18 protein-coding genes are annotated in these 26,407 nt (G+C 64.2%); 11 read left to right on the top strand and 7 right to left on the bottom strand.

What is annotated here, in order from left to right:
- Positions 1-14 precede the first annotated feature (14 nt).
- The gene (locus tag M0D64_RS17065; protein ID WP_266258594.1) at positions 15-956 is read left to right on the top strand and encodes an AraC family transcriptional regulator; all 942 of its coding nucleotides are present in this window, start codon (positions 15-17) and stop codon (positions 954-956) included.
- Here the strand turns inward: M0D64_RS17065 and M0D64_RS17060 are convergent.
- Together M0D64_RS17060 and M0D64_RS17055 are read right to left on the bottom strand one after the other, a co-directional pair.
- A complete protein-coding gene (locus M0D64_RS17060; protein WP_171927919.1) occupies positions 953-1,522 on the bottom strand; it encodes an aromatic acid exporter family protein in 570 nt (189 codons plus the stop codon). The genes M0D64_RS17065 and M0D64_RS17060 overlap by 4 nt on opposite strands.
- A gap of 208 nt (positions 1,523-1,730) precedes the next feature.
- Positions 1,731-2,069, bottom strand: coding sequence for a BON domain-containing protein (locus tag M0D64_RS17055; protein WP_154561813.1), 339 nt, complete (start codon positions 2,067-2,069; stop codon positions 1,731-1,733).
- 333 nt (positions 2,070-2,402) lie between these two features.
- Here M0D64_RS17055 and M0D64_RS17050 point away from each other — a divergent pair, with 333 nt between their 5' ends.
- The 6 genes from M0D64_RS17050 (at position 2,403) to M0D64_RS17025 (ending at position 12,423) form a co-directional block, all read left to right on the top strand.
- Complete coding sequence (locus M0D64_RS17050) at positions 2,403-3,884, top strand: RNA polymerase factor sigma-54 (RefSeq protein WP_266258593.1); 1,482 nt, start codon at positions 2,403-2,405, stop codon at positions 3,882-3,884.
- A gap of 136 nt (positions 3,885-4,020) precedes the next feature.
- Positions 4,021-5,208 (top strand): pyridoxal phosphate-dependent aminotransferase, encoded by a 1,188-nt coding sequence (locus M0D64_RS17045; protein WP_266258592.1) that lies wholly within the window; start codon positions 4,021-4,023, stop codon positions 5,206-5,208.
- Positions 5,209-5,465: 257 nt separating this feature from the next.
- Complete coding sequence (locus M0D64_RS17040) at positions 5,466-7,262, top strand: S10 family peptidase (RefSeq protein ID WP_266258591.1); 1,797 nt, start codon at positions 5,466-5,468, stop codon at positions 7,260-7,262.
- Between the two features lie 117 nt (positions 7,263-7,379).
- Positions 7,380-9,152 (top strand): VRR-NUC domain-containing protein, encoded by a 1,773-nt coding sequence (locus M0D64_RS17035; RefSeq protein ID WP_266258590.1) that lies wholly within the window; start codon positions 7,380-7,382, stop codon positions 9,150-9,152.
- Positions 9,149-11,425, top strand: a complete 2,277-nt coding sequence (locus M0D64_RS17030) for an ATP-dependent DNA helicase (RefSeq protein ID WP_266258589.1) — start codon at positions 9,149-9,151, stop codon at positions 11,423-11,425. Before M0D64_RS17035 ends, M0D64_RS17030 begins: the two co-directional genes overlap by 4 nt.
- A 146-nt stretch (positions 11,426-11,571) precedes the next feature.
- Positions 11,572-12,423: an alpha/beta fold hydrolase gene (locus tag M0D64_RS17025; RefSeq protein ID WP_266258587.1), complete on the top strand. Its 852-nt coding sequence runs from the start codon at positions 11,572-11,574 to the stop codon at positions 12,421-12,423.
- On the opposite strand, the gene M0D64_RS17020 is transcribed toward M0D64_RS17025, so the two are convergent.
- The 4 genes from M0D64_RS17020 to M0D64_RS17005 form a co-directional block, all read right to left on the bottom strand.
- A complete protein-coding gene (locus tag M0D64_RS17020; protein ID WP_266258586.1) occupies positions 12,362-15,034 on the bottom strand; it encodes a mechanosensitive ion channel family protein in 2,673 nt (890 codons plus the stop codon). The genes M0D64_RS17025 and M0D64_RS17020 overlap by 62 nt on opposite strands.
- Before the next feature lie 357 nt (positions 15,035-15,391).
- Positions 15,392-15,742, bottom strand: coding sequence for an NIPSNAP family protein (locus M0D64_RS17015; protein ID WP_154561825.1), 351 nt, complete (start codon positions 15,740-15,742; stop codon positions 15,392-15,394).
- 190 nt (positions 15,743-15,932) lie between these two features.
- The gene (locus M0D64_RS17010) at positions 15,933-17,609 is read right to left on the bottom strand and encodes an MFS transporter (protein WP_266258585.1); all 1,677 of its coding nucleotides are present in this window, start codon (positions 17,607-17,609) and stop codon (positions 15,933-15,935) included.
- Between the two features lie 176 nt (positions 17,610-17,785).
- Entirely contained in the window at positions 17,786-19,222 is a 1,437-nt protein-coding gene (locus tag M0D64_RS17005; protein WP_266258584.1) for a sigma-54 dependent transcriptional regulator, read from the bottom strand.
- A 1,237-nt stretch (positions 19,223-20,459) separates the two neighbouring features.
- Between M0D64_RS17005 and M0D64_RS17000 the strand changes: the two genes are divergently transcribed.
- From M0D64_RS17000 to M0D64_RS16985, 4 genes are all read left to right on the top strand, one after another.
- On the top strand, positions 20,460-20,747 hold the full coding sequence (locus tag M0D64_RS17000) for a hypothetical protein (protein ID WP_154561831.1): 288 nt from the start codon (positions 20,460-20,462) through the stop codon (positions 20,745-20,747).
- A gap of 62 nt (positions 20,748-20,809) precedes the next feature.
- Positions 20,810-22,012 carry an AAA family ATPase gene (locus M0D64_RS16995; protein ID WP_266258583.1) on the top strand — a complete coding sequence of 401 codons (1,203 nt, stop codon included), beginning with the start codon at positions 20,810-20,812 and terminating at the stop codon, positions 22,010-22,012.
- Positions 22,013-22,348: 336 nt separating this feature from the next.
- On the top strand, positions 22,349-22,912 hold the full coding sequence (locus M0D64_RS16990) for an isoprenylcysteine carboxylmethyltransferase family protein (RefSeq protein WP_266258623.1): 564 nt from the start codon (positions 22,349-22,351) through the stop codon (positions 22,910-22,912).
- Between the two features lie 113 nt (positions 22,913-23,025).
- Entirely contained in the window at positions 23,026-24,468 is a 1,443-nt protein-coding gene (locus M0D64_RS16985; RefSeq protein WP_266258582.1) for a nicotinate phosphoribosyltransferase, read from the top strand.
- A 72-nt stretch (positions 24,469-24,540) separates the two neighbouring features.
- On the opposite strand, the gene M0D64_RS16980 is transcribed toward M0D64_RS16985, so the two are convergent.
- Positions 24,541-26,379: an ATP-binding cassette domain-containing protein gene (locus M0D64_RS16980; protein WP_266258622.1), complete on the bottom strand. Its 1,839-nt coding sequence runs from the start codon at positions 26,377-26,379 to the stop codon at positions 24,541-24,543.
- Positions 26,380-26,407: the final 28 nt, after the last annotated feature.

Raw genomic sequence — 26,407 nt, 5'->3', positions numbered from 1 at the left:
AGCGCGACCGTCTCATGGATACGCTCAGCCGACTGATCGACCTCGCCCGGCCGCAAGCCAGCCTCGATCTGCGTTGCCTGCTCACGGGCGGCTTCGACATCGATCACGCGCCGATGGAGGCGGGCATTGCACCGTTTCATCTGGTGCTGGATGGAGCGTGCGTCGTCGAGACTGCGGGTGGCGCGCAGGTTGCGCTGCACGCGGGGGACTTCATGCTGTTCCCGCGTGGCGCCGCGCATCGGGTGCGCGATATCGGGCGAGCGGCTGCCACCGCGCCGCTGACGTTGAGTCATGACGGCATGCTGCCGTTGCGCCGCAATGACGAGCACGAGGGCGGCGCCGATCTCGATCTTCTATGCGGCCGGTTCGTCTACGCGCCCGGTTCCTCGGCGTTGCTGCTCAACGCGCTGCCGGATCCATTTCACGTGTCGCTCGGCGGCGTGCAAACGCTCGGCGCGCTGCAGACGGTGATTGCGTTGATGCGAACCGAAGCCGAACAACGTCAGCCCGGCGCGCTCGCGATCGTCACCGCATTGAGCCACGCGCTCTTCGCGATGGCTTTGCGCGTGCATGGCGAACAGAATGCATCGAGCGCAGGCGTGCTGGCGCTGCTGGCCGATGCGCGTCTGGGTGCGTCGGTACAGGGCATGCTGGACGCCCCCGAACGGGCGTGGACGATTGCCGAGCTCGGTGAACGCGCGGCGATGTCCCGCGCAACTTACGCGCGCCATTTCAACGAGCGTGCGGGTATGACGGTGATGGATTTCCTCACGCAGATTCGTATGACGATCGCGTGCGATCTGCTGCTACGCACGCAGCGCAGCGCCGCGGAGATCGGTGAGGCAGTGGGGTATCAATCGGAAGCCGCCTTCGGCAAGGCGTTTCAGCAGAGCGTCGGCGCGACGCCGGGGCGTTACCGGCGTCAACCGCAAGAGAACGATCAGAAATCCGGCTAGGCTTTGTCGGTTCTGCCGTACCAGTGCTTCTCTATCCTCGACATGATCAAGGTCACCAGCAGTGCGCAGACCGTGCCCAACGTGACTTCGCCGAGGCGCAGCAAGGCCTTGTCCCACGGCGAACCGACGCCCGGCACCAGCAGCATGATGGTCGCCGTAATGCCGCCCAGACGCGCGGCGCTGCCCACGTTCACGACCCAGCAAATCACGATTGCCGCGGCAACGGTGGCGGCGTAAGCGGCGAGATAGCCACCGCCGAGGGTTGCGCCGATGAGCCCGCAAACGGCTCCGACCATCGCGCCGATGAACTGATCGCGCGACAGATTGCGGGTGTCGATATAACTGTGCTGGCTGACCGCAATCGCCGTAATCGCGGCCCAGAAAGCTTGCTCCGTATGCAGCCAACGGCCGATCACGAAAGCAAGGCTGCCGCCGGCCACCGCCTGCGCGGCCATCACACTGCCTTCGGCCAGCCGGTCGCCCAGCGGCAGCGCCTTGAGAAAAGCAAACAGCGAATTGGCGGCGTTCGTCCGCGCTTCACGTCTTGATTCGTCGGGAGCGGTCATTGGATGGGGAGGAGCTTGTCGCAGCACGACGGATTCGTATTCTAGCGAGGTCGACGGCGGGGCGTCGTGTCGAGCAACTGTACGATCGCGGCACCGCCGCGTAGTCCGGGCGCATGCCTGCCGGCCGCGCGTATTTTTCAGCGCGATTCCGGCGTGCTGGTTTCCTAAAACGGGACAGCGGCGAAGATACCGCGCTTAGTCCGCTACGTTATTCCGCTACGACTTTCAGATGGTTCCTCACGCTCGAGACGCCATCGATGCCTTTCACGACTTCTCCTGCTGCGGCCTTGTCGTCAGCCGACGGCACCGAGCCCGTGAGCCACACCACCCCCTTGCGGGTCTTCACATGGATGTGGGTCGATTTGACGTTCTTCGCGCTGAGCAGTTCGGCCTTGGCCTTGGTGGTGATGGTGCCGTCGTCGACGTGCTGGCCGATGGTTTCGGATGCGGCCGACGGGGCCGAGCCGCTGGTTTGCGCCGTAGCGTTCAGTGCGAATGCGACGCAAGCGATGCTGCCTGCGGTCTTCAGAAATTGAATGGTCTTCATGGTTTCTCCTTCGGGTGTTGATAAATAGTGTTAACCCGCAAGCTGTGTGCCTGGTACACCGCACGAATGCCCGAGGTCGGGAGAAGCCGTTGCTGCGCATGCGTTTAGGCTGAGGAATAGAGGGGCGGCCACGTGTGGCGTGCTGTCCAATGGTCCGTAAGGCCCGCGACCGGAAATTGCCGGGTTCTTGTAAAAAGGGCGCTCGCCCACTGCGCAATCGGCGGGCCTGAAAAGGCAAAACTCAGAAAAAACAGGGTGTTGGGCGAGCTGGTATGACAGTTGCTGTAATGAGGTGAGATACCTTTTCTCAGCTATTAACGGGACCTCACTACAATGCCGTCAATTGAACTACGCGCAAGGCAGTCCCTCGCACTCACGCCGCGTCTGCAGCAATCGGTGCGCCTGTTGCAGTTGTCGTCTCTGGAGTTCCAGCAGGAGTTGCGCACCGCACTCGACACCAATCCCTTCCTCGAGTACGACTCGACAGACACGGAAGACGTCGCGCTTGCCACCACAGCGCCAGGCGATGATGCCGGCGCGACACCCGCCACGGACACGGTCGCCGCGGCCGAACCCGAATCGTCACCGGTTGACAACAGCAGCGGCGACACGATGGAAAGCGCAGGGCAGGACGACATACCCGGCGACTTTTCGGGCGACTACAGCAGCCGCAGTTCGACGCGCCAGAACGGTGACTCCGACAGTAGCGATCCTGCGGAATGGGCGCGCTCCCAACCGACCTTGCGCGAGCAGTTGCACGACTCGCTGCGTCTGTATCGACTCGACGACCGTGATCGTGCGGTGGCCCGCTTCATCATCGAGGCGCTCGACGACGATGGCTATCTGCGTCAGGAACTCTCCGAGCTCGCCGATAGCGTCGACCTCGAACCCGAACTGACGGAAGAAGAATTGCTGGTGGCGCTGCGCCTCGTGCAATCGCTCGATCGTCCCGGTCTCGGCGCGCGCTCGCTGTCCGAGTGTCTGTCGCTGCAGGTCAACGCCTTGCCCGCCGACACGCCGGGACGCGATGTGGCGCGGCAAATCGTCGACCATCATCTGGAACGTCTCGCGCGCCGCGAACAGGCTGAACTGCAAAAGCAGATCGGCTGCAGCGCCGAGGAACTGCGGGTGGCCTGCGCGCTGGTGCGCAAGCTCGATCCGAAGCCGGGCAACAACTACGGCCGTACCGAAGACAACTACGTGGTGCCGGACGTGATCGTGCGTCAGGTGCGCAACAAATGGGCGGTGACGATCAACCCGGCCGTGCAGCCGCGCGCCCGCATCCATCGCATGTACGCCGAACTGTTCGCGCAGTCGGCCGGTGCAAGCCGCTCGCCGCTCGCGCAGCAATTGCAGGAAGCGCGCTGGTTGATCCGCAATGCGCAGCAGCGCTTCGATACGATTCAACGCGTGGCCGAATGCATCGTCGCGCATCAACGAGCCTTCTTCCAGTACGGTGAAATCGCGCTCAGGCCGATGGTGCTGCGCGATGTGGCCGAGGAGCTCGGTCTGCACGAGTCCACCATCTCGCGTGCGACCGGCAACAAATATATGGCCACGCCGCGCGGCATTTTCGAGTTCAAGCACTTCTTCCCGCGTGAACTCGGCACGGAAAGCGGCGGCACCTGTTCGGCCGCGGCCGTCCGTGCGCTGCTCAAGGAAATGATCGCCGCGGAGAACACGCACGATCCGCTGTCGGATGTGACACTCGCCAGGATGCTCGCGGATCAGGGCGTGCTGGTGGCGCGGCGCACCGTGGCGAAATATCGTCACTTGATGAAAGTGCCGCCGGCGGAATTGCGCCGCCAGGTTTAAACGCATTGCCCTTTGGGGCCAGGGCTTCAGCGAAGCGCCACACGAGACTCAGTACTCGCGTGGCGCTTTTTCGTATCTGGACGTTTCGCACGCGCCCCATTACATTGGCGGCTCAAGTCGAAACGGGGTGTGTTCCATGAAGTATTCGAATCTGGTTGAGCGTTTGCAGGGCAGGCGTACGTCGGCGTGGGAAATCCATCGTGTCGCTCAACAGGCGCTCGCCAATGGCGAAGACGTGATCGTGCTGAGCGTCGGCGACCCCGACTTTGCGACCCCCGCGCCGATCGTCGGGCGCGCCATTGAAGCATTGCGTGGCGGCGATACGCATTACAGCGCCGTGTCCGGGCGTGAGCCGGTGCGCGCGGCGATTGCCGAAGACCATGCGCGCACCACCGGTTGCGCCGTGAGCGCGGCCAACGTGATCCTGACGGCGGGGGCGCAGAACGGCGTGTTCGCGACTTCGCTGTGTCTGCTGGAAGCGGGTGACGAAGTGATCGTCCCCGAGCCGATGTACCTCACATACGAAGCCTGCGTGCGCGCCGCGGGCGCCACGCTCGTGCCGGTGCCGGTCGATCCGGCTCGGGCGTTTCACCTCGACTGCGACGCGCTCGAAGCGGCCGTCACGCCGCGCACCCAGGCCATTTTCTTCGCGACCCCCTGTAACCCGACCGGCGTGGTGATGCCGCGCGCCGATCTGGAACGCATCGCGCAGATCGCGTGCGAGCACGATCTGTGGGTGCTCTCCGATGAGGTCTATGCGGATCTCACGTTCGAGCGCGAGCACGTGAGCATCGCCGCATTGCCGGGCATGGCGGAACGCACGGTGACGCTCGGCAGTCTTTCGAAATCGCATGCAATGGCGGGTTGGCGTGTGGGCTGGGCGATCGGGCCTGCCACGCTGATCGAGCATATGGGGCGGCTCGCGCTGGCGATGTTGTATGGCTTGCCCGGCTTCATCCAGCAGGCTGCATTGACGGCCCTGCAGAACAAGGCGCCGATCGTCGCCGAGATGCGCGAGATTTACCGGCGTCGCCGCGACGTCGTGTTCGAGCGCTTGCACCGCGTGCCGGGCCTGCGTTGCCTGTTGCCCGAAGCCGGCATGTTCATGATGGTCGACGTCAGCGGCACGGGCCTCGATACGGTCGATTTCACCTGGCAACTGTTTCGCGCACAAGGCGTGTCGCTGCTTGACGCCAGCGCCTTCGGCGAGACCGCGAATGGCTTCGTGCGGCTGGGTTTCGTGGTCGACGAGGCAAGCCTGATCGACGCGTGCGAACGGATTGCTGCGTTCGTCGGCGGATTGCCGGTGCGTATGAAGGCGTAGGCTGTGAACAGGGAAAGCCGCCCAAGCCGCGAACGTCAGACGAAGTCCTCGTGGCGCCGCGATAGCGGAGCGGCTTTCTTAAGTATTTCGTATTACTTTCGTTTTCCCCAAGGAAACGATGCGGCTTGGGAGGGACGCGCGTTAGAGCCCGTTTTCGATTGACGGCTTCGATGCTTGCGTCAAGAATCAGTCGCCTGATTCGTCTTAAGCTGGACAATCGGGACATCGACGCCTATCGACTCGCAGCCGGATACCCCATGGCCATTCGCTTCTACCTCTCGTTGCGCCGATCACTGATGGCAGGATCCATGGCGGCCGCGCTGGTGGCGATGGCGCTGGTTCTTGCCATCGTCGCCACGTTCAGTCAGATGTGCGCGGCGGCCGAACTGGACGACTCAGCCACTGCGGCAGCCGACACGGAATCAGCCACCGCGCCGGCTAGCTCGGTAAGCGTGCCCGGCGCGCCTGGCGCTCAGGCAGAGACTGCCGGCCAGACCGTCGATGCGAACGGCCAGCCAGTCAAGGAGCCGCGCGCAAATCCATCTCGTACCGGCCATCCGCCACGGGTTTCCGCGGCCGCTCAGAACGATACGCAGGACAACCCGCCGCACGCTGTCAAACCCGAGACCTCGCCGATCCCTGTACCGCCGGAAAGCGCTGCCGTGACGCAGCATTCGATCCGGCTCGGCGGCCGCAAGATCGACTACACCGCGACGGCGGGCAACCTGCTGCTGCGTGACAAAACCGGGCAGGCCAATGCGAGCGTCTTCTATACCGCCTACACCGTCGCGACCAAGGCGCCCTCGACACGTCCCGTCACGTTCCTTTTCAACGGCGGACCGGGTGCGGGCAGCGTGTTCCTGCTGATCGGCTCGTTCGGACCGAAGCGGGTGCGCACGGCGAGTCCCGCGAGCACGCCGCCCGCGCCGTATGTGCTGGACGACAACCCCGATAGCCTGCTCGATACCACCGATCTGGTCTTTATCGATGCCGTCGGCGCAGGCCTGTCGAGGGTTGTCGGCCATGGCACGGGGAAGGACTTCTGGGGTGTCGACAAGGACCTTGACGCGTTCTCGCAATTCATCGACCGCTATCTGACGGTGAACCAGCGCTGGAATTCGCCGAAGTACCTGCTCGGCGAATCGTATGGCACCGCGCGCGCCGCGATGCTCGCGTATCAACTGGGGCAAAACAATATCGCGTTGAATGGCGTGATCCTGATGTCGTCGGTGCTCGATTCCTCGGCGTTTTCACCCGGCTTCGATTTCAAGAGCGAGAGCTACTTGCCGAGCTTCGCGGCCATCGCGTGGTACCACGACAAGATCGTGCCAAAGCCGGCCAGTCTGCCGGCCTTCCTCGACGAGGCCCGCGCGTTCGCCCGCGGGCCTTATGCGCAAGCGCTCGCGCAGGGCGACGCGTTGCCCGACGCGCAGCGCGACGAAATCGCCGCACGCGTCGCGCAGTTCACCGGGCTCGACGTCGATTACGTGAAGCGAAGCCGCCTGCGTCTCTATCCCTCGCGTTTTCGCAATCAATTGCTGCGCGATCAATCGCGCAGCATTGGCCGTTTCGATGCACGCTTTAAAGGACTCGAGTACGACGGCGTGTCCGAGCGTCCCGATTACGACGCATCGGTGAGCAGTGTGGCGAGCGCTTTCGACGCCGCGCTTCATCAGCATTTTGCGGAGGACCTGCACTTCACGCCTGCCGACCGCTATCGCGTCTTCAACGACGACGCGTTGACGCAGTGGGACTGGAAACACCGTGAGTGGTGGGGGGAACACTTGTCCGTGCCGTATGCGGCGGGCGATCTCGCCGAAGCGATGCGGCAGAATCCGCACCTGCGCGTGATGTCGCTGAACGGCTATTTCGACCTCGCCACGCCGTTCTATGCGACCGAGTACGCGCTCGCGCATCTGGGCATCGATGCGCCGCTGCGCGCCAACGTGCGCATCGCCTACTACCCAACCGGGCACATGATCTATCTCGACGATGCCGCGTTGCATGCGCTCAAGCGGGACCTGGCGAGCTTCTACGCGGCGGGCGCGGGCTAGGCTGGCACGTGGGTGGCGGCACCGCAAGGAGTCTAGCCCCTTGCCGCATTGTCAGCCGTCTCTCCCACGGATTTTGATATCATCACTGTATAAACATACAGGTTTCATGAAAACCCCGTGGCGACAGATGCTCCGTCAGACCTCCGTTCTGATGTCCCCTATTACCTGCTGAACTTCGAGCGTGCGCTGGCGTGGCTCGCCGAGCGTTACGACGATCTGCTGGACGCGCACGAACACGGCTTCCTGCGCGATTTCGCCGCCTTGCCGCAGCCCTCGCGCGCGTTGCTGGTTCGCATGCTGATGCGCAAGGGCACGTTGTTCCGCTCCAGCCGTCTTTCTTACGACGAGATTGGTTGTCCTTTGCAGGCGGTTGCGCCCCTGGCAGTGCTGGGTTGGGTCGACACTGAACCGGGCCTGACGCTCGACGATCTGTTCGCGCTCACCACGCGCCCGGAGTTGCTGCTGATCTTTGCGGACGCCATCGCGTTGATTCCTGGCGCGAAAGGCTTGCGCAAACCCGATCTGCTGGAAACGCTGCGGCCGTTTTACGAAGGCGAAGGCGAGGGCGAGGGCGAATGTGACGGACGAGGCACCGCCGCGCATCCGTTGTCCACATGGCACGGCCAGACCACCGACCGCGTCTTCCACGTCGCCATCGCGCCCCTTTGCGAGCGTCTGCGCCTGATGTTCTTCGGCAATTTGCAGCAGGACTGGTCGGAGTTCGTGCTTGCCGATCTCGGCGTGTTCCAGTACGAGAAGGTTGCATTCGCGCCGTCGTCGCGCGCATTCCAGCAACGCGCGGACGTCGACGTCTATCTTGCGTTACATGCGTGCCGCGAAGCGCTCGAATGGCTGCCCACGGGTGACGCGGAGTCAGAGGCGATCGACGAACTCGTCGCCGCAATTGCCGCCATCGAAACCTCGAATCCCTGGCTCGAAACGCGTCGCGCGAAACTGCTGTTTCGTATCGGCCAACATTGCGAGCGTCAGCAGAACTGGGCCGCCGCGCTCGCGGTCTATGAGCGTTGCGCATGGCCCGGCGCGCGCCATCGGCGCTTGCGTGTGCTGGAACGCAGCGAGCGATTCGACGAAGCCTTCGCCCTCGCTTCGCAAGCCGCGGCCAAACCTGAAAGCGAAGAGGAGGCGCAGCGCGTCGAGCGCATGTTGCCGCGTTTGCAGCGCAAGCGCGGCGAGCGGGTGGCGCGTGTGCCTGCCGCCCGGCCGGTCGAGCGCAGCACACTGGTGCTGCCGAGGCCGGACGCGTCGCAACCGGTCGAATACGTTGCACGCGACCATTTGACTTGCGACGCGGCGCCGGTTCATTACGTCGAAAACGCGCTGATCAACTCGCTGTTTGGCTTGCTGTGCTGGGAACCGGTGTTCGCGGCGCTGCCCGGCGCGTTTTTCCATCCATTCCGGCGCGGGCCGGCCGATCTGCATGCGCCGGATTTTCATGCGCGCCGCGCCGCGCAATTCGCCGCGTGTCTTGCGCAACTCGACAGCAGTGCCTATCGCGAGACGATTCTGCGGCATCTGCAAAGCAAGGCGGGTCTGCAATCGCCGTTCGTATTCTGGGGCTTGCTGACGCCGGAACTGGTCGAATTGGCGCTCGACTGCCTGCCTGCCGCGCATCTGAAACTATGGTTCGAGCGTTTGCTGCGTGATATCCGCGGCAACCGCTCGGGCCTGCCGGACCTGATTCGGTTCTGGCCGGCCGAGCGCCGTTATGAGTTGATCGAAGTAAAGGGGCCCGGCGACCGCTTGCAGGACAACCAGATCCGCTGGCTCGCGTACTGCGCGCAGCACGGCATGCCGGTGCGCGTGCTCGACGTGCGATGGGCCGATGAAGAGATCGTCGCGTCGGAAGTCGTGACGGAGATCACCCCATGACCTACGTGGTCGCCGTCCGGGCGATGTGCGAATTCACCGCGCGGCGCGGCGATCTGGATCTGCGCTTCACACCCGCGCCCACCTCGCTGGAAGGCATGGCCGGCCATGTGACGGTCGCCGGGCGGCGCGCGAGCGGCTATGAGGCCGAAGTCACGCTGACCGGCACGCATCGCGGTTTGATCGTGCGTGGCCGCGCCGATGGTTACGATCCCGTGTCGAACCGGCTGGAAGAGATCAAGACCCATCGTGGCGCGCTCGAACGGATGCCCGCCAATCACCGCACGCTGCATTGGGCGCAGGCGCTGGTGTACGGGCACCTGTTGTGCCAGGCCCGCGGGCTCGCTGGGTTGACGGTCGCGCTGGTGTACTTCGATGTCGGCAGTCAGAAGGAAACCTTGCTGACCGAAACACACACGGCGCGTGAGCTGGAGATTTTCTTCGTCGCGCAATGCGAGCGCTTTCTCGATTGGGCCGTGCAGGAAGAGGTCCATCGCGCCGCGCGCAATGCCGCGCTCGGTGCGTTGCAGTTTCCGCATGGTCAGTTCCGCAGTGGTCAACGCGAGCTGGCGGTGTCGGTGTATCGCGCTGCGCGTGACGGCAAGCCCTTGATGGCGCAGGCGCCGACCGGCATCGGCAAAACACTGGCGACGATTTTTCCGCTGCTCAAGGCGTGTGCGTCGGATCAGATCGACCGCGTGTTCTTCCTGACCGCGAAGACGCCGGGCCGCGCGCTTGCCCTCGATGCGATCGAAACGCTCCATCGAAGCGCCGAGTTGACTTCTGGGCGCTTGCCGCTGAGGACCCTGGAATTGGTCGCACGCGACAAGGCCTGCGAGCATCCCGACAAGGCTTGCAACGGCGAGTCCTGTCCGCTTGCACGCGGCTTCTACGACCGGCTCGACGCGGCCCGCAGCGCGGCGTTGGCCGGCCCGCGGCTCGACCGGGTGTCGGTGCGCGAAGCGGCGCTCCAGCACGACGTCTGCCCGTACTATCTCGCGCAGGAACTGGCGCGCTGGTCCGACGTGGTGGTCGGCGACTACAACTACTACTACGACAGCAGCGCGATGTTGTACGCGCTCACGCAGATCAATCAGTGGCGCGTCGGCGTGCTGGTCGACGAGGCGCACAACCTGCTCGAGCGGGCACGGCGCATGTACAGCGCGTCGCTCGATCAGGCGGCGTTCCGGCTCGCCCGCAAAACCGCGCCTGCGACATTGAAGAAGCCGCTTGAGCGGCTTCAGCGCGAGTGGAACGCCGTCAAGCGCGCCCAGACCGACGCGTATCAGGTCTACCCCGACGTCCCCGGTAAACTGCTTTCGGCCGCACAGAATCTGATCGGCGCGGTGACGGATCAACTCGCCGAAGCACCGCTTTCGATCGACGAAGCATCGCTGCGATTTTTCTTCGACGCCATGCACTTCGTCGCGCTGGCGGAGCAATTCGGCGAGCATTCGATTTTCGACATCACGCTCACCGCGGATCGCTACGCGCCGCGCGACAAAAGCAGCAGCACGCTGTGCGTGCGCAACGTGATCCCGGCGCCGTTTCTTGCGGGGCGTTACGCGGCCGCGCGCACCACAGTGATGTTTTCAGGCACGCTCAATCCGCATCATTTCTATCGCGACACGCTGGGTCTGCCGGAGCAGACGAACTGGCTGGACGTTGAAGGACCGTTTCGCGCCGAGCAGTTGCAGGTGCGGGTGGCCGGCAACGTATCCACGCGCTGGCGAGACCGCGAACGCTCGCTCGTACCCATCGTCGATCTGATCGCAAAGCAGTATGCAGCGCAGCCGGGCAATTATCTCGGGTTCCTGAGCAGCTTCGAGTATCTGCAACAGGTGATGGGGTTGATGCGCTCGCGTCATCCCGAACTGCCGGTATGGGCACAGGAACAGGGCATGGACGAGGCGGCGCGCGACGCGTTCCTTGCGCGCTTTCGCACCATGAACCAGGGCGTCGGCTTCGCGGTGCTAGGGGGCGCGTTCTCCGAGGGTATCGATCTGGTCGGGCAGCAACTGATTGGCGCCTTCATCGCGACGCTCGGCCTGCCGCAGATGAACGACGTCAACGAGCAGATGCGCCGCACGATGGAGGCGAAGTTCGGCAACGGCTACGACTACATGTATCTGTATCCGGGCTTGCAGAAGGTCGTGCAGGCCGCTGGCCGCGTGATTCGCACGGAGCAGGATCAGGGTGTGGTGCATCTGATCGATGACCGGTATCGGCGGCCGGAAGTGCGGCGCTTGTTGCCGCGCTGGTGGCAGGTGCAATAAGCCAATGCAATAAGCCGCTGCAATAAGCGCCTCGTCGCTGGCTCGCAAGCCCATCTCTTTACCTCTCAGGTAATCGACCTGCCTACACCCGCCAGGCAAAGTGGCAGCACGGCCCAACGATTCCGACCCAAGGTAAGGAGGCTTCCATGAACGCGACCGCACCGTATCTCACCGACGATCCCAACACCATCCGCACCGCCGACCACGCGCGCCTTTTCTACCGCGATTGGGGGCAAGGCGCGCCGCTCGTGTTTCTGTCCGGCTGGACGCTGAATTCCGACATGTGGTCCTATCAGATGGAGCCGCTGTCGCGCCTCGGCTGCCGCTGCATCGCTTATGACCGCCGCGGCCATGGCCGTTCGAGCGATCCCGGGCGTGGCTACGACTTCGACACGCTCGCCGACGATCTCGACAGCGTGCTCAGCACACTCGATCTGACCAACGTGACACTGGTCGCACATTCGATCGCGAGCGGCGAAGTGGTGCGATATCTGACGCGGCACGGTTCGGAGCGCGTGGCCAGGATTGCGTTCATCGCGCCCGCAGCTACGCCATATCTGCTGAAAACCGAAGACAACCCCAACGGGATCGACGCCGCATTGTTCGAGCAGGGCCGCCTCGCGCTGAGCCGTTCCTTCCCCGACTGGATCGAGGCGAATGCCGCACCGTACTTCGGCCCGGGTGTGTCGCGCGCGCCGCTCGACTGGACGATCCGCATGATGCTGCAAACCTCGCATCAGGCCATGCTCGAACTCGCCCGCATCCAGACCATCACCGATTTCCGCGCGGAGCTGGCCCGCGTCCGGGTGCCGTCGCTAGTCGTGCAAGGTGACCGGGACGCCTCTGCGCCGCTCGAGCTGACAGGGCGACCGACCGCGGCGCTGATCGAAGGCGCTTCACTGAACGTCTACGAAGGCGCCGGCCACGGCCTGTACTTCACTCATGCGGAGAAGTTGAACCAGGATTTGCTGGCGTTCCTGGGCCACCGGCCGGTTTAGGGTCGACCGGCACTTGATCTTCAACCGGTGCGTCGGCCTTGCCGGCCGCCGCTTTCAGCGAGGCGTCGGCATGCGCTGTTGAAGGCGGTTCGCCTTTCGCTGCAGCGTTGGGGCCAACGTCCGGTGCGCCGTTCGATTCGACTTGGGCCGGTACGCTCTCAGGGTCCCACGTCAGCAGATGCCGCTGCGGGTTCGCGATCTCGATGCCGCGCGCGCTGAACTGGTCGAGAATGCGCCGGTTGAATTCGCGCTGCACGCCCCAGCGCGCGGTGTCGCGACATTGGATCTGGCCGGCCAGCGTGACCGCGGAACCATCCACGCCATCCACGCCCCAGAAGCTGAAGTCGGACAGGATGCCGTCCTTGAACTTCTCGTCTTCGCGCAACGCGGCGCCGATTTCCTTCAGCGTGGCGATCGCCAGATCGACGTCCTCGCCGAACACGATATTCACTTTCACCGCCGCATTGCCGAGTCCGCGGTTGGTGTTGTTCACCGTCGTGACCGAACTGAACGGCACGGTGAAGAGCGAACCGTCGCTGCCGCGCAAGCGTACGGTGCGGATCGACAGATATTCAACCGTACCGGATACGCCCGCGAGCGTGACCCAGTCGCCGACCTGCATGGCGTTTTCCATCAGCAGGAACATGCCGGTGATGAAATCCTGCACCAGCTTTTGCGAGCCGAAGCCGAGCGCCACGCCGAAAATACTCGCGCCGGCCAGCAGCGGCCCGATGTTCACACCGAGTTCGCTCAGGCCGGTGAGCACCACCACCAGCGCGATCACGCAAAAGAGCGCGCTGCGCAACATCGGCAGCAGGGTGCGCAGACGTGCGGCGCGCACGAGGTCGCCGCTGGTGGTCCAGCGGTCCAGCCGCCGTTCGATCGACACGTTGGCGCCTTCCCATACCACCAGCGCGATCACCGCGGCGACCCCGATCGTGACCAGCGCCGAAGCCAGTCGATGACCGATCGAGCCGGCCCGGAACAGCTCGCCCACGTCGACGCCCCAAACCTGCAGCAGCGCCAGCGCGGTGACGATGCCGATGATCCACGCGACGACCCGCCGCACCAGCGGGTAATAGCGGTAGGCATGCTGTTGCACGAGCGACTTCTCCGCGTCGCCCTGTACATTGAACAGCCGCGCCATGGCGCCAAAAATCACGATCGCGACGACCCGCGCGCCCACCAGAATCGCCAGCGTAATGCCACCGAGATGCAGCAGGGTGCGATAGCCGTTCTGCACGTCGAGCGCCCAGATGAACCAAAGCGCCATCACCACGAAGGCCGCGAACCCTGCCCACGCATCGGCGAGCGCGTTGCCGAACATTTGGAGCGATTCGCTCGCGGCAAAGCGCCTGCGGATCAATTCGCCGACCGGCTTCCTGCATTTCAAAATCAGAATCGAGATCATGATGTGGCCGGCGAGCGCGACCACTTTCATGAGCGCGAGATGCGCCGCGTCGTTCAGGCCGAGCGACTGTGCGATCTCCGCGATCGCCGAACCGGCGCCGACCACGGCGACGATCCGTACAATCCAGCGCTGCACGAAAACGGCCCACGCATCGCTCATGCGCAACAGGCGCAGGCGCGGCGCGCTCGGCTGCAGGAAGGAGCCGCTGACTATCACAATCAGGCGGCACAGCACGTAGATGTCGATCAGCGAATCGAGCGCGCGGTCTTGCGGCGTGCCGTCCTCGGTGAAGATCGACATCAGCGCGCTCGCTGCGCCGACGAACACCGCCAGCGGCAACAGGCGCAGCACCATCGTCAGGAGCGCGCGCGGCAGGCGCTGCAGCACCGTCAGGTGATGCACGGCCTTCTGCTCGCCTTTGGCCTCGGTGGCTTTGCCGGTGGTGCCAGTGGCGGGCGTAGGCGTCGTAATGGGCGCGCCGGGTTTCGCCGCCTGTGCAGTTGCATCGGGCGAAGCCGGTGAATCGGGCAGCGGCGGCGCGGCATTCGGCGCATCGGCCGGTTGCGGCAGGACGTCGGCGGGCAGGTCGGCTTGCGTTGCACCGTCTTCATCGTCACGTTCGCGGCGCGCGGCGAGGGCGGTGTACGCGCGGCGCAACAGGCGGCGCGCGAGCCATTCAAGCGCGAGCGCGGGCAGCAGTGCCGCCAGCAGCGACCCCGCGACCTGGCCGAGCACGCCGCGCGCCTGCGGGTTGGTCGATTGCGAATGCCACCAGGCACGCACCGAAGCGACGTCGAGCAGCGCGGCGACCGAACTGCGTAATGACTTGCCGAGGTGCACGGCCCAATGCGCGCCCTGACGCGCCAGTTGCGAGGCGAGGCCATTGGATTGGAAGGCGGCTGGAACGAGCGCGGTGGCGCTGCTGGCCGCGGTGGGTGCCGACGCAGCCGCGGCCGCCGAGGCAGGTGGAGCGCTGAGTGCGCCCGCTGCGGCGATCGCCTGTAGCGTGTCGCTGACTTGCGCGCGGCGTGTCGGGTCATTGAGGACGCTGAGGGCCTGGCGGGCCTGCTCGGGCGTCAGGGTGGGCGCGGCGCCAGATGCCGCAGAGGCGGAGGCGGTGGGTTGCGCCGCGGCGGCAAAGGCCGGCGAGGCGCTCAGGAGGAGAAAAATGACAAGCCAGGCGTGGAGTTTTTTGCGCATAGGGTGTAAGGCGGGGTACCAGGTGCGGACGGCGGTGCCGGGACGCGTGGGTCGATGCGGCGGCGTGACCTTGGACCGACACGCGTTGAGTCGTACAAGTTCCATCCGCGGCGGCTATCGGTGTTCACGCGGAGGTTCGACCAGTTGGTCCGAATTGTAACGTCAGGTAGCAGAAAGCTTTCCTGGCAGGGGCGCCGTCCACGGCGTAGCGCGCAAGATCGCGCGGCTTGAGGCGGCAGGCGCCGTGTGACAGGCGGCCATGCGCGGACGCAGCCCTGCGCGGGGCTGCGTCGGCAAAAGGGCTGGCGCGAAAACACACTGGCTCCGCACCACAGGGGCGCGCAGGCCCGGCAATGCCTATTCCGTTGCTTCCACCGAATCCCTCGCCGCCACACCGAGCGTGCCTTCGACCACCTCGGTGAAGGTGCGCTCCTCGCGCAGAATGAAGCGCTTCGTCTGCGCAAACAGGAAATTTTCCCGTGCTTCGGCGTCGGAGCGCAGCCGCGCCCGATACGTTTCGTACGCGGCGAGGCTGTCGAACGCGATCAATCCCCAGGCGACGTCGTTGGTCCCTTCGTGGGGCAGAAAGTAGCCGATCAGATGGCCGCCGCAGCGCGGAATAATGCGGCCCCAGTTGCGAGCGTAGTCGTTGAAGGCATCGCGTTGGAATGGGTCGATCTGATAGCGGATGAAGCAGGTAATCGTCATGTGCAAGCTCCCGATCGGGTAGAGGTGGTTTGAAGCAGGTGAGTACCAGTATGGAGACTGCTCGACTGCGACGTTTCACTGCTTTCTGAACTGTCGTTGAGCGGGGCGTGCGGCATTTAATGGCCGCGTTCAATGGCGGTATGAAAGCCCGTGCAGATCGCAAGCGGCGCCGTGTCTCGAGGCTCACTCCTTAGCCTCGCGCGGCTGTTTTTCCGCTAGCCTCGTGGATCGTCAACACCGCGAGCGCCGCGCCGGCCAGTGCGCACATCGCCGATACCAGCGCCACCGCCCGCAAGGCAGCCCCGAGTGCCTCGGCTTGCGCGCGCGCTACTTCGGCTCGTGTCGTCGCGTCCGTTGCGCCCGGCGGCGCCGAACTCGCATTCATCGTGCCTTGCGTCAACCGTGCCGTCTCACGCGCCGCTTGCGGCACGTTCGACGCATCGAGCCGCGCGTCGAGCGCCGCATCGTGCGACCACACGAACACGATCCCGAGCACTGCGATCGCCAGCAGACTGGCCACCCTGGCGACGGCGTTATTGATGCCCGAGGCGACACCCGTGCGGGCGGCGGAGACGGATGTCATCACCGTCGTCGTCAACGGTGCGACGGTAATCGTCATGCCGAGCCCGAGCACGACGAGCGCCGGAAAGAAGCCGCGCCAATATTCGCCGCGGACCCAAGGCAGCGCGAGCATCGCAAAGCCGACCGCCGCGATCACCGGCCCGATGCCCAGCAAGGCCCGTGCGCCGTATCGGCTCGTCAGGCCACCGGTGAAGCGCGACAACAGGCCGATCGTGACCGGCACCGGCAGCAGAGCGGCGCCTGCCTCGGTCGCGCTATAGCCATACGCGCGGATCAGCGTGAACGGCAGGAAGAACAGCGCGCCGCCCAGCCCGAAGTAAAGCAGCAGCGTGACGAGATTCGCACCGACGAAGTCACGCGAACGGAACACGTCGAGCGGCATCATCGGATTGCGGGTCTTCGCTTCGAGCACGACGAAACCGGACAGCACCAGGAGGCCGCCGAGGATCGACGCCAGCACCCAGCGGTCGCCGAAGCCGCGCGCCGAGGCGATGGTCAGGCCGTAGGTCAACGCGGCGAGCCCTGCGGCGGCTGTGGCGGCGCCCGGCCAGTCGAGCCTGGGCAGCGCTAGTCCTTTGGACGCAGGGTCCAGGTGCGATGGGTCTTTTTCCTGCCGGCTGTCCGGCACGGCGACGACCGCCAGCGCGATGGTTGCGCACGCAATCGGTACGTTCAGAAAGAAAATCGCCCGCCACGAAAACGCATCGACGAGCCAGCCGCCCGCCACCGGCCCGACCGCCGACGTGATCGCGCCCACGCCGGCCCAGGTGCCAATCGCCTTGCCGCGCTCCTTGTCGTCGAATACCGCGCCGATGATGGCGAGACTGCTCGGCACCAGCAGCGCCGCGCCGATGCCTTGCGCGGCGCGCGCCGCGATCAGGGCGCCGACGCCAGGCGCCAGGCCGCAGCCGATCGAGGCCAGCGTGAACAAGCCGATTCCCGCGATGAACACAGTGCGCCGGCCGAGCTTGTCGCCCAGTGAGCCGCCCACCAGCACCAGCGCACCGAGAAACAGCAGATACGCGTTGACGACCCACTGGATCGCCGCGACGCTCGCGCCCAGTTCGGTCTGGATCGACGGCAGCGCGACGTTGACCACGGAGCCGTCGATGAACGCCATGCTCGAACCGAGGATGGTCGCGGCGAGTGCGAGCTTTTTGCGCCGGCACGGGTGATCGAAGCTGAGGGGCTGAGTGTGGATGGCGAGCGCGTCGCACGGGCTCGCCTGGGCGGGGAGCGTGGAGGAAGGGCGGCGCACGAGCGCCGGGGCGTGCTGATCGGCCAAGTCCACTCCAGGGTGGATGAACGGCTTTCAGCATAGCAACGCCAAGGGAGAACCGATAGGCGGTTACGACGCAAGGCCGGCCGAGCCGCGCCATGCGGCGCGGTCGCGGCAATATTTGCCGGGGTTTGCCCGTTCAGGCGGTCTTAGGTCAAACCAGCGAGGTCAAACCAGCGAGGTCAAACCAGCGAAGGCGCCTGCCGCTCTGCCTCGTCGTCGGCATCCGCACCGCCGTCGGCGTTCGACGTGCGTCCGGCCGCCGGGTCCTGATGCAGCCGGCTCGCATGCATCAGGCGATACAGCGTGGCCCGCGAAATGCCGAGTTCGGCCGCGGCTTCGGACAATTTGTAGCCGTGCCGCTGCAACGCGTGCTCGATGGCGTCCTTTTCGGCCTTACTGCGGATCTCCGCCAGCGTCACGGCCGGTCCGTTGTCGGATTCCGGCAGGCCGAGGTCGCTTGCCGTGATAAAGCGGCCCTCGCTCATCACCACGGCCCGGCGCACGCAGTTGATCAGCTCGCGTACGTTGCCCGGCCACGGATAGTTCGACATGGCGACGATCGCGTCGCTCGACAGCCCGCGCAATTTACGCGCGCCGTCCTGCCGGTACATGCTCAGTGCATAGTTGGCGAGCAGCTTGATGTCGCCGCCGCGCTCGCGCAAGGGCGGCTCGACGAGCCGCAGCACGCACAGGCGGTGATACAGGTCGGCGCGGAAGCGGCCGTCTTCGACGGCTTTGTCCAGATCGACGTGGGTCGCCGAAATCACCCGTGCGTCGACGTTGATTTGCCCATTGCCGCCCAGCCGTTCGATGGTGCCTTCCTGCAGGAAGCGCAGCAGCACCGCCTGGCATTCGTGCGGCATGTCGCCGATTTCATCCAGAAACAGGGTGCCTTCATTGGCGCTTTCGATCCGGCCGATCTTGCGTTGCAACGCGCCGGTAAAGGCGCCGCGCTCGTGGCCGAACAATTCGGCTTGCAGCAGGCTCGGCGGAATGGCCGCGCAATTGATCGCGACGAACGCCCTGCCGGCACGCGGCGAGCGCTCATGAATCGCACGGGCGGTCAGTTCCTTGCCGGTGCCCGATTCGCCGGCGACGAACACTGGCGCGTCGGTCACGCCGCATTTGTCGATGCGCCGGTACAACTGCTGCATTGCCTCGCATTGCCCAACCATGCCGTGCCGGCCGAGCGAAGGCTCGGGGGCGGTCGGCGGATGCCGCAGGCTCGACAGCCCGTGCGCGTGGCCGAGCGCGAATACCAGCCGCTCGTTCAGCCAGGGCCGGGTCACGAAATCGAAGCAATAATCGAGGATGAAGCGGCTGACCAGTTCGTCGTCCGACTGGCCCGGCGCGATCTGCGCGACCCAATTGGTTTCGACGCGGCGCATGCAGGAGGCCAAGGCGGACAAATGCTGGGACGTACACTCACCGGGCAATTCGACGAGGCCGACCTTGATATTGTCGCGCTCGATCATGCGCTCGGCGATTACCGTGCTTTTGGCGTGCACCGCTTGCCAGCCGGATGCGGCGAGGAAGCTGGCCAGATCCCGATCGGGCGAGTTCGCCACGTATAGAACGGTGCGTTCGGTGTCGGCAGGCGTGCAAGTCGTGTTCATGTGACCCCCGGGTTGTTGCGGCTCTCAGAACTGCTCTTCGACGAACTGGACAGACCGGCAATGACAATTTCACGGTAGCGGCAATGGCGGGGGCATGCGGCGGCGTGAGCCGCTGCACTTCGGACAGCTAGCAGAACAGCGTTCAACGCTGAAACCGCCCGACTATTTCATCCCCGAATCACAAAAGCCGTGTTTCGCCTTGTGGTCTGACAGAGGCGCTCTACGTGGCGCATGGCTTAACGATAAGCGAAAGCGCTTTCGAGCGCCATACAAACAAATCTGGATTCAGAAACGTTTTTCCCGCTTTGACGTGGGTGCTTGCCGTTCAGAAATGGTGGGGCAACCGCGACTATGTGCGGAATCCCACATAGCAATAGCAAATCGCATAGCGGTTATCGTGCAACGGATGCCGCGCCGTCGAATCAGCGTGTCTCAAGCTTGCGACACATTGGGCAGCGGCTGCCAAGGGTGCTTCGTGGCCCGAAGCATCGGCATATTTGACCGGGCTACGCCGCAAAGCGCGGCCGGACGTGGTCCGAAGAAGCGAGCATCCGGTCCTGCAAACAGGGAGATCCTTCCGCACTGCGTTAGCGGGTGAACCCCTCGCGTGTCGAATCCGAATCAAGTGTGACGAAAGGCAGGGGCCGGCGAGACGCGTTGCGGCAAAAATCACGGTGCGACAAGGGATTGAAGGTGCATGGCACAGCCATTGCAATAGGAGGCTCACAAGCAGATGCGTTGCCGCCTGGTTCCTCAGGCTCGGGGAAGCACCCAGCGGCAAACAGAGTCTTCGTGAGCACGGCCGGGGAAGCCGATGTGTCTTGCGAGGGTGCGGCGGGGCCACTGAAAAACGGATGTCAAAAAAAACGGGGTGAATGATCGATACGGGGTATCGGCCATTCGTCACCGGACAACGCGAAGCACTGACCTCGCCACTTTTTCCGTCATATTGGACGGACTCGAAGTCGACGGCCGAAATGGATGGCCGAAGTCGACCGCAAGAATGACAGGCACCGCGCTCGGGCAATTTGCGGGCACGCGACGTACAAAACAGGGAAGGGGCAGCGCACGGTAAGGACCGGCCGGCGCGAAGAAGCGGGGAGGAACGGCCTGAGTCTCCATAGAGGGGCGCACGCTACGAGGTGAACCGGGCGCCGTGCCCGCGCACTAGCGCGGGCACGGCTTACCTGGATACGGCCTTGAATGGCCCATCAAGCGGAATCAAGCGGGGGGTGTCATGAAAACGATCAGCAAGCCGGTTGCATTGCGGCTGGACCAGCACACCACGGCGCACGGCGCCGGTTTCTCCTACCAACTTCACTTTGCGCGGCAGCGACCCTTGTTCGCCGCGCCGTCGGCCGACCTGCTCACGCTGGTGATCGCCGAGGCGATGAAACGCAAGGCTCAGGCCGAGATCCAACGCGACGTATTGCGCGAGGCGATCTACGAGATCCCGGTTTCGACCGAACGAGGCCACGATCGGGCTCTGGACATCTACCAATCCGATCCCGACGACTACACCTGAATGTCGACTGTTATTGACGCGGCCTTGCCTACGGGAAGGCCTTAGTCCGGCGGAGACCCGACATGATCGACATCTTCCTGATTTCGTCCAGCGCCGAGCGCGCGCCGCATATCGTCGCGCGTCTCGAAGAAAGCGGCGTGGCGCATCGCCTGCGCACCGCTTACTGCACGGCACGGCAACTGCGCACGCATGCCCGCGCAATCAGGAGCGCCGACCTGCTGATCGTCGACGACGTCGATCTGAGCGCGCACGAGCTGGACGGCGTCGAGGAGGCGCTGGCCTGCTCGCCTGCTTTGCATTGCATTCTGGTTACGCAGGCGCCGTCCGCTGCTTTGCTGACCGCGGCGATGCGCGTCGGCGTGCGGCATGTGCTGTCATGGCCGTTGGATGCATACAAGATCGCCACCGTGCTCACGCATATCGCCGCGAAAAAAAGTGCGGGCGGGCGCCGGGCCGGGCGGGTCGTCTCGTTCGCATCGTGCAAGGGCGGCAGCGGCACCACGCTGATCGCGGTAAATCTCGCCTGGTCGCTCGCCGCACTGCGCGACAGGCGCGTGTTGCTGATCGATCTCAGCCAGCAATTCGCCGACGCCAGCCTGCTCATGGCCAACAAACCGCCACCCGCGACGCTCTCCGATCTGTGCTCGCGGATCGACCAGCTCGACGCCGCTTTGCTGGACGCCTGCGTGATGCACGTCCACGCGAACCTCGACGTGCTGGCGGGGGCCGGCGACCCGCTGAAGGCCGCCGAACTGCGGCCCGAGCAACTGAAGCAGATTCTCACCCTGGCGCGCGAGCGGTACGACGCGGTGCTGATCGACATCGGCCAAAGCCTCAATTCGGTGACGATCCATGCACTCGATCACAGCGATGCAATCTGCATGGTGGTGCGGCAAAACCTGCTTTACCTGCACGGCGGCCGCCGGATGCTCGATATTTTCAAGGAATTGGGCTATCCGCCCGGCAAGGTGCGGGTTGTGGTGAATCAATACGACAAGAACGCTTGCATCAACCTGCCGACGCTTGAACGGACGCTTGGCGCGACGGTCGCGCACCAGCTTCCGCGTGACGAAAAGCAGGTCGACGAGGCGCTCAACCGCAGTGTGCCGCTGGTCACTTCCGCCCACGACAGCGCGCTGGCGCAAGGCATCCGCCTGCTCGCCGATATGCTGTGGCCGCCCATCGCCGAGCCCCGCAAAGGCATGCTCGGCCGCCTGTTTGCTGCGCGGCCGACCGTGCCGCCGCAACTGAAGCCGGGGCACTGAGCCAATCCGATCACCGCGACTCGCTCGCCGGAATTGAATTCGGGCGAGCGTGGCATGATATGGACATTCGGCTGGTGTGGCTGCTACGCTGCGACACTGACGGACCGGCAGCCTTTATGCAGCGGGCTTGAAGAATAATTCGCATATCGAAATGAGTATGCCATGACAAAGACCACATCCTCGCGGGTATTCGATAGTGAGAGCGGTCTGCAGGATGCCGCGAACGGCGATCCGGCGGGCGCAGTACCTCGCGTAGACGATCTAGATGACCTGACGCCGGCTGGCGGCATACGCGAGGCGTTGACCGAAATCCTCGCACGCGCTGCCGCGGCGCTCATGTTGAGCATCTTCACTTACGCGGCGGTCAAGCAATGGCTCGCCGCGCCCACACGGATCACCTTGCTGCTGCTCGTGGTAAGTGCGTTCATGACCTTGGGGTTGTCGCTATTTGCGCGGGTGCCCATCCACCGTGACTGGACGCCTTTCGCTTTCATCTGCTCGGTGGGCGGCACGTTCTATTTTCTTGCTGTGCGGCTTTCGCCCGGCACTCAACTTATTCCAGAGACGGCCGGCGCGTCGTTGCAATTGCTGGGGATTTTCTGGCAATTGTTCGCGAAGGTGTCGTTGCGCAGGTCGTTTGGCATTTTGCCCGCCAATCGCGGGGTTGTTTCCCGCGGGGCTTACCGGTTCGTGCGCCATCCCATGTACCTGGGGTATTTCGTGACGGACGTCGGTTTTTTGCTGGCGAACTTCGGGATTCAGAACGTGATCGTCTACGGATGCCAGTTTGCGCTGCAGGTTGGACGCATTGTGCGGGAGGAGCGGCTCCTGTCCGACGACGAGCGGTATCGGACGTACAGAGGTAAGGTGCGGTTCAGGGTGATTCCGGGCGTGTTTTGACGGTGTATCGTGTAGTTATTCTTACGGTGCAAGCCGCAATGAGCCGCGATCAACGGCAAAAACCCAACCCGCCTGATTACCTTTGAGCGATCCGCACGAGCGCAACATTATCCATGCAAAACGATATAAATCCGTTCATCGACATGGCGTCGATCCTGTCCAATCCGATCCTCAACACGGATTCGTACAAGGCGTCGCACTACCTGCAATATCCGCCGGAAGCGTCGGCGATGTTTTCATACATCGAGTCGCGCGGGGGACGTTATGACCGCACGCTGTTCTTTGGCCTTCAGATGCTGATCAAGGAGTATCTGTGCCGCCCCATTACCGCCGCGATGATCGAGCAGGCGAAGGCGTTTTTCACGGCGCATGGCGAGCCGTTCCACGAAGCCGGCTGGCGTTACATCGTCGAACACTACGACGGCTATCTGCCGGTGCGGATTCGCGCGGTGCCGGAAGGCTCGGTCGTGCCCACGCACAACGTTCTGGTTACGGTCGAATGCGACGATCCGCGGGTGTTCTGGCTGGCCTCGTATCTGGAAACGATGCTGATGCGCGTGTGGTATCCGATTACGGTCGCGACGCAAAGCTGGCATCTGCGCAAAGTCATTCGTGCTTATCTGGAGAAAAGCAGCGACGACCTCGCGCAATTGCCATTCAAACTGCACGATTTCGGCGCGCGCGGTGTGTCGAGTGCGGAGTCGGCGGCGATTGGCGGTTCCGCGCATCTTGTCAGCTTCATGGGCTCGGACACGGTGCTTGGCGTGGTTGCGGCGAACCACTACTACAACGAGCCGATGGCGGCGTTTTCGGTGCCGGCAGCGGAGCACAGCACGATCACGTCGTGGGGGCGTGAGCGTGAAACCGACGCATTCCGCAACATGATCGAGAAGTTCGGCAAGCCGGGGGCGATCGTTTCGGTGGTGTCCGATTCCTACGACCTGTTCGCCGCGCTCGAGGCATGGGGCACGACGTTGAAGCAGGCGGTGCTCGACTCCGGTGGCACGCTCGTGATCCGGCCTGATTCCGGCGATCCGCTGACGATTGTCCTGCAGACCATGCGGGCGCTCGAGGCGTCGTTCGGTTCGACGGTGAACGGCAAGGGGCGGCGCGTGCTCAACAACGTGCGCGTGATTCAGGGCGATGGCGTGAATCCGGATTCGATCGAGGCGATCCTGGCGGGCATGGATGAGGCCGGCTTTGCGGCCGACAACATCGTCTTCGGCATGGGGGGCGCTTTGTTGCAGCAGATCAACCGCGATACACAGCGGTTCGCCATGAAATGTTCGGCCATCCGGCTTGGGGATGAATGGCATGACGTACACAAGGACCCGGTCACGGATGCAGGCAAGCGGTCGATGAAAGGGCGGCTTACGTTGCTGGTGAACCGTCACACAGGCGAGTATCGGACGGTGACGTTGCCGGTGGTGTGGGATGACCGCACTGTTGAAGGGGATTGGGACGAGGCGCTCGTCACCGTTTTCGATTCTGGAAAACTGCTCGTGGATATGGCGTTTTCCGAAGTCCGGAAGAGGGCTCACGCGGGTGAGGCTTAGACGGATGTCTGTTTCCGGCAACGGCGGAGGCCGGGCCGTCATGCCGCTGCCAGAGCTAAACCAAACGACGCGTCAGCTCACAATCCAGACCGACACGCCGGAACCGTCAATATCAATCCGGCAAGGGCTGCCTTCTCGCAACCGGGCATCTTCGTTCGCGATATCGAAGCGCACCCCCGCGATATTCAGACGGACATACCGCTCGCCGCGCCGTAACTCGACCGCGTCGACCATGCCGGCATAGGCGCCATCGGCCGAAATAGCCACGGCGTGGGAAGAGATGCGCCACATCACCCGTTGCCCGGCAGGAATGGCAAAACCGCTATCACCGGTCGCGATCGCCAACTCATTGCCAATCTCGACTCGCCCAGGCAGAGTCATCAAACCTTCGCCGACGTTGTGCAAACCGAGCAATTCGGCAACCCGCATCGAAGCCGGCCGTTCGAACACCCCATCGATGGAACCCGCCTGCAGCACGCGCCCCTGTTCGACAACCAGAACCTCGTCGGCAAGTAAAGCCGCTTCGTCTGGATCGTGCGTGACGATGATGGTCACCGCCGCAATCTCGCGCTGCAACGCCCGCAGCGACTGTTGCAAACGACGCCGCCGCGGCGTATCGAGTGCAGCGAACGGCTCATCGAACAGCAGCAATTCGCTATGACGCGTGAGCGCTCGCGCCAGCGCCACGCGTTGCCGCTGACCGAACGACAACTGATGCGGCAGACGCGCAACCAGTTGCGCGAGGCCGAGATGATCGCGCCAGTAACGTGCGCTGGCTGCATCGGCGTCGACGGGAAACGCGAGTTGCTGCGCCACCGTCATATGCGGGAACAGGCCGTAGTCTTGCGGCATGTAACCGATCTGGCGGCGCTCGGGTGGCAGTGTGCTCAGGTCAGTTGTGCCGAGTCGAACGGAACAGGCTGCGTTGGATTCGAGCCCTGCAATCAGACGCAATGCGAGGGATTTGCCGGAGCCCGACGGGCCGATGATCGCAAGCCGTCGTGTGGCAGGCGCCCATGCGATGTCGAGTTCGAACGCGCCCAAGCGGCGCTGCAAATGAAAGGCGAGGCGAAGGTCGGAAGTCTCGCCCCGGCTCGCCGTCAGATCCGTGCCGGGTTCCAGCGCGTCGTCGCCGTTTCCGGTTTGTTCAAACGAGGTTTTCTGCCGAAGGCTATAAATCGACAACGCCGCGCAGACAATCGCAATCGCGAGCGTCGGCAGCAGCAGGGGCATCATCGCCGGCAGGCCCAGGCCACCGAATACGACGTACGTGTACACCGGCAGCGAATAGGGGTGATAGGCCACCATCACCGTCGCGCCGAATTCGCCGAACGCACGCAACCACGCCAGCGCAAGTCCCGCGCGAATCGCCGGCCAGGCAACCGGCAACATTACGCGGAAGAAGCGGCTGCTTGCATGATGGCCGAGCGTCGCGGCCACGTCGTCGAGCACGGGGTCCACGGCGGTGAACGCCGATTTCGCGGCGATGATCAGGAAGGGCGCGGCCACGAAGATTTCCGCGAGCACGATGCCGGCAAACGAATCCGTCAGCGCCCCACTGGTGAAGCGGCCGACCCAGCTATAAGGCCCAAGCAGAAACAGCAGCAGCACGCCGCTCGTGAGTGGCGGCAACGCGAGCGGTAACTGCACGACGAAGCCGAGCAGCGCCATCTTGCGCGAGTTCGAGCGCGCCAGAAAATAGCCGAGCGGCACGCCGCCGAGCAGAATCACGAACGAGGCCACGCTGGCGCTCGCCGCCGATATGCCGACCGCCGACCACACCGCGCGCCAATCGACATTCGGCCAATCGGCCGCGCCGAGTTGCGGCACGCTCGCGATAAACGGCGCGCACAAATAGACGGCAAGCAGCGCGGCGAGCCACAGCAGGGGTCGCGCGGCGGAGCGCTTCACCGCCTGTTTCACCGCCTGTTCCACCGCT

This window comes from Paraburkholderia sp. WS6 (genome assembly GCF_030464835.1).
Classification (GTDB): Bacteria; Pseudomonadota; Gammaproteobacteria; order Burkholderiales; family Burkholderiaceae; genus Paraburkholderia; species Paraburkholderia madseniana.
This window is presented reverse-complemented; position numbering and strand designations above follow the sequence as displayed.

Coding starts and splice junctions, on each gene's coding strand:
- M0D64_RS17065 (WP_266258594.1), top strand. CDS start 15: ATGGATACGCTCAGCCGACTGATCGACCTCGCCCGGCCGCAAGCCAGC.
- M0D64_RS17060 (WP_171927919.1), bottom strand. CDS start 1,522: ATGACCGCTCCCGACGAATCAAGACGTGAAGCGCGGACGAACGCCGCC.
- M0D64_RS17055 (WP_154561813.1), bottom strand. CDS start 2,069: ATGAAGACCATTCAATTTCTGAAGACCGCAGGCAGCATCGCTTGCGTC.
- M0D64_RS17050 (WP_266258593.1), top strand. CDS start 2,403: ATGCCGTCAATTGAACTACGCGCAAGGCAGTCCCTCGCACTCACGCCG.
- M0D64_RS17045 (WP_266258592.1), top strand. CDS start 4,021: ATGAAGTATTCGAATCTGGTTGAGCGTTTGCAGGGCAGGCGTACGTCG.
- M0D64_RS17040 (WP_266258591.1), top strand. CDS start 5,466: ATGGCCATTCGCTTCTACCTCTCGTTGCGCCGATCACTGATGGCAGGA.
- M0D64_RS17030 (WP_266258589.1), top strand. CDS start 9,149: ATGACCTACGTGGTCGCCGTCCGGGCGATGTGCGAATTCACCGCGCGG.
- M0D64_RS17025 (WP_266258587.1), top strand. CDS start 11,572: ATGAACGCGACCGCACCGTATCTCACCGACGATCCCAACACCATCCGC.
- M0D64_RS17020 (WP_266258586.1), bottom strand. CDS start 15,034: ATGCGCAAAAAACTCCACGCCTGGCTTGTCATTTTTCTCCTCCTGAGC.
- M0D64_RS17015 (WP_154561825.1), bottom strand. CDS start 15,742: ATGACGATTACCTGCTTCATCCGCTATCAGATCGACCCATTCCAACGC.
- M0D64_RS17005 (WP_266258584.1), bottom strand. CDS start 19,222: ATGAACACGACTTGCACGCCTGCCGACACCGAACGCACCGTTCTATAC.
- M0D64_RS17000 (WP_154561831.1), top strand. CDS start 20,460: ATGAAAACGATCAGCAAGCCGGTTGCATTGCGGCTGGACCAGCACACC.
- M0D64_RS16995 (WP_266258583.1), top strand. CDS start 20,810: ATGATCGACATCTTCCTGATTTCGTCCAGCGCCGAGCGCGCGCCGCAT.
- M0D64_RS16990 (WP_266258623.1), top strand. CDS start 22,349: ATGTTGAGCATCTTCACTTACGCGGCGGTCAAGCAATGGCTCGCCGCG.
- M0D64_RS16985 (WP_266258582.1), top strand. CDS start 23,026: ATGCAAAACGATATAAATCCGTTCATCGACATGGCGTCGATCCTGTCC.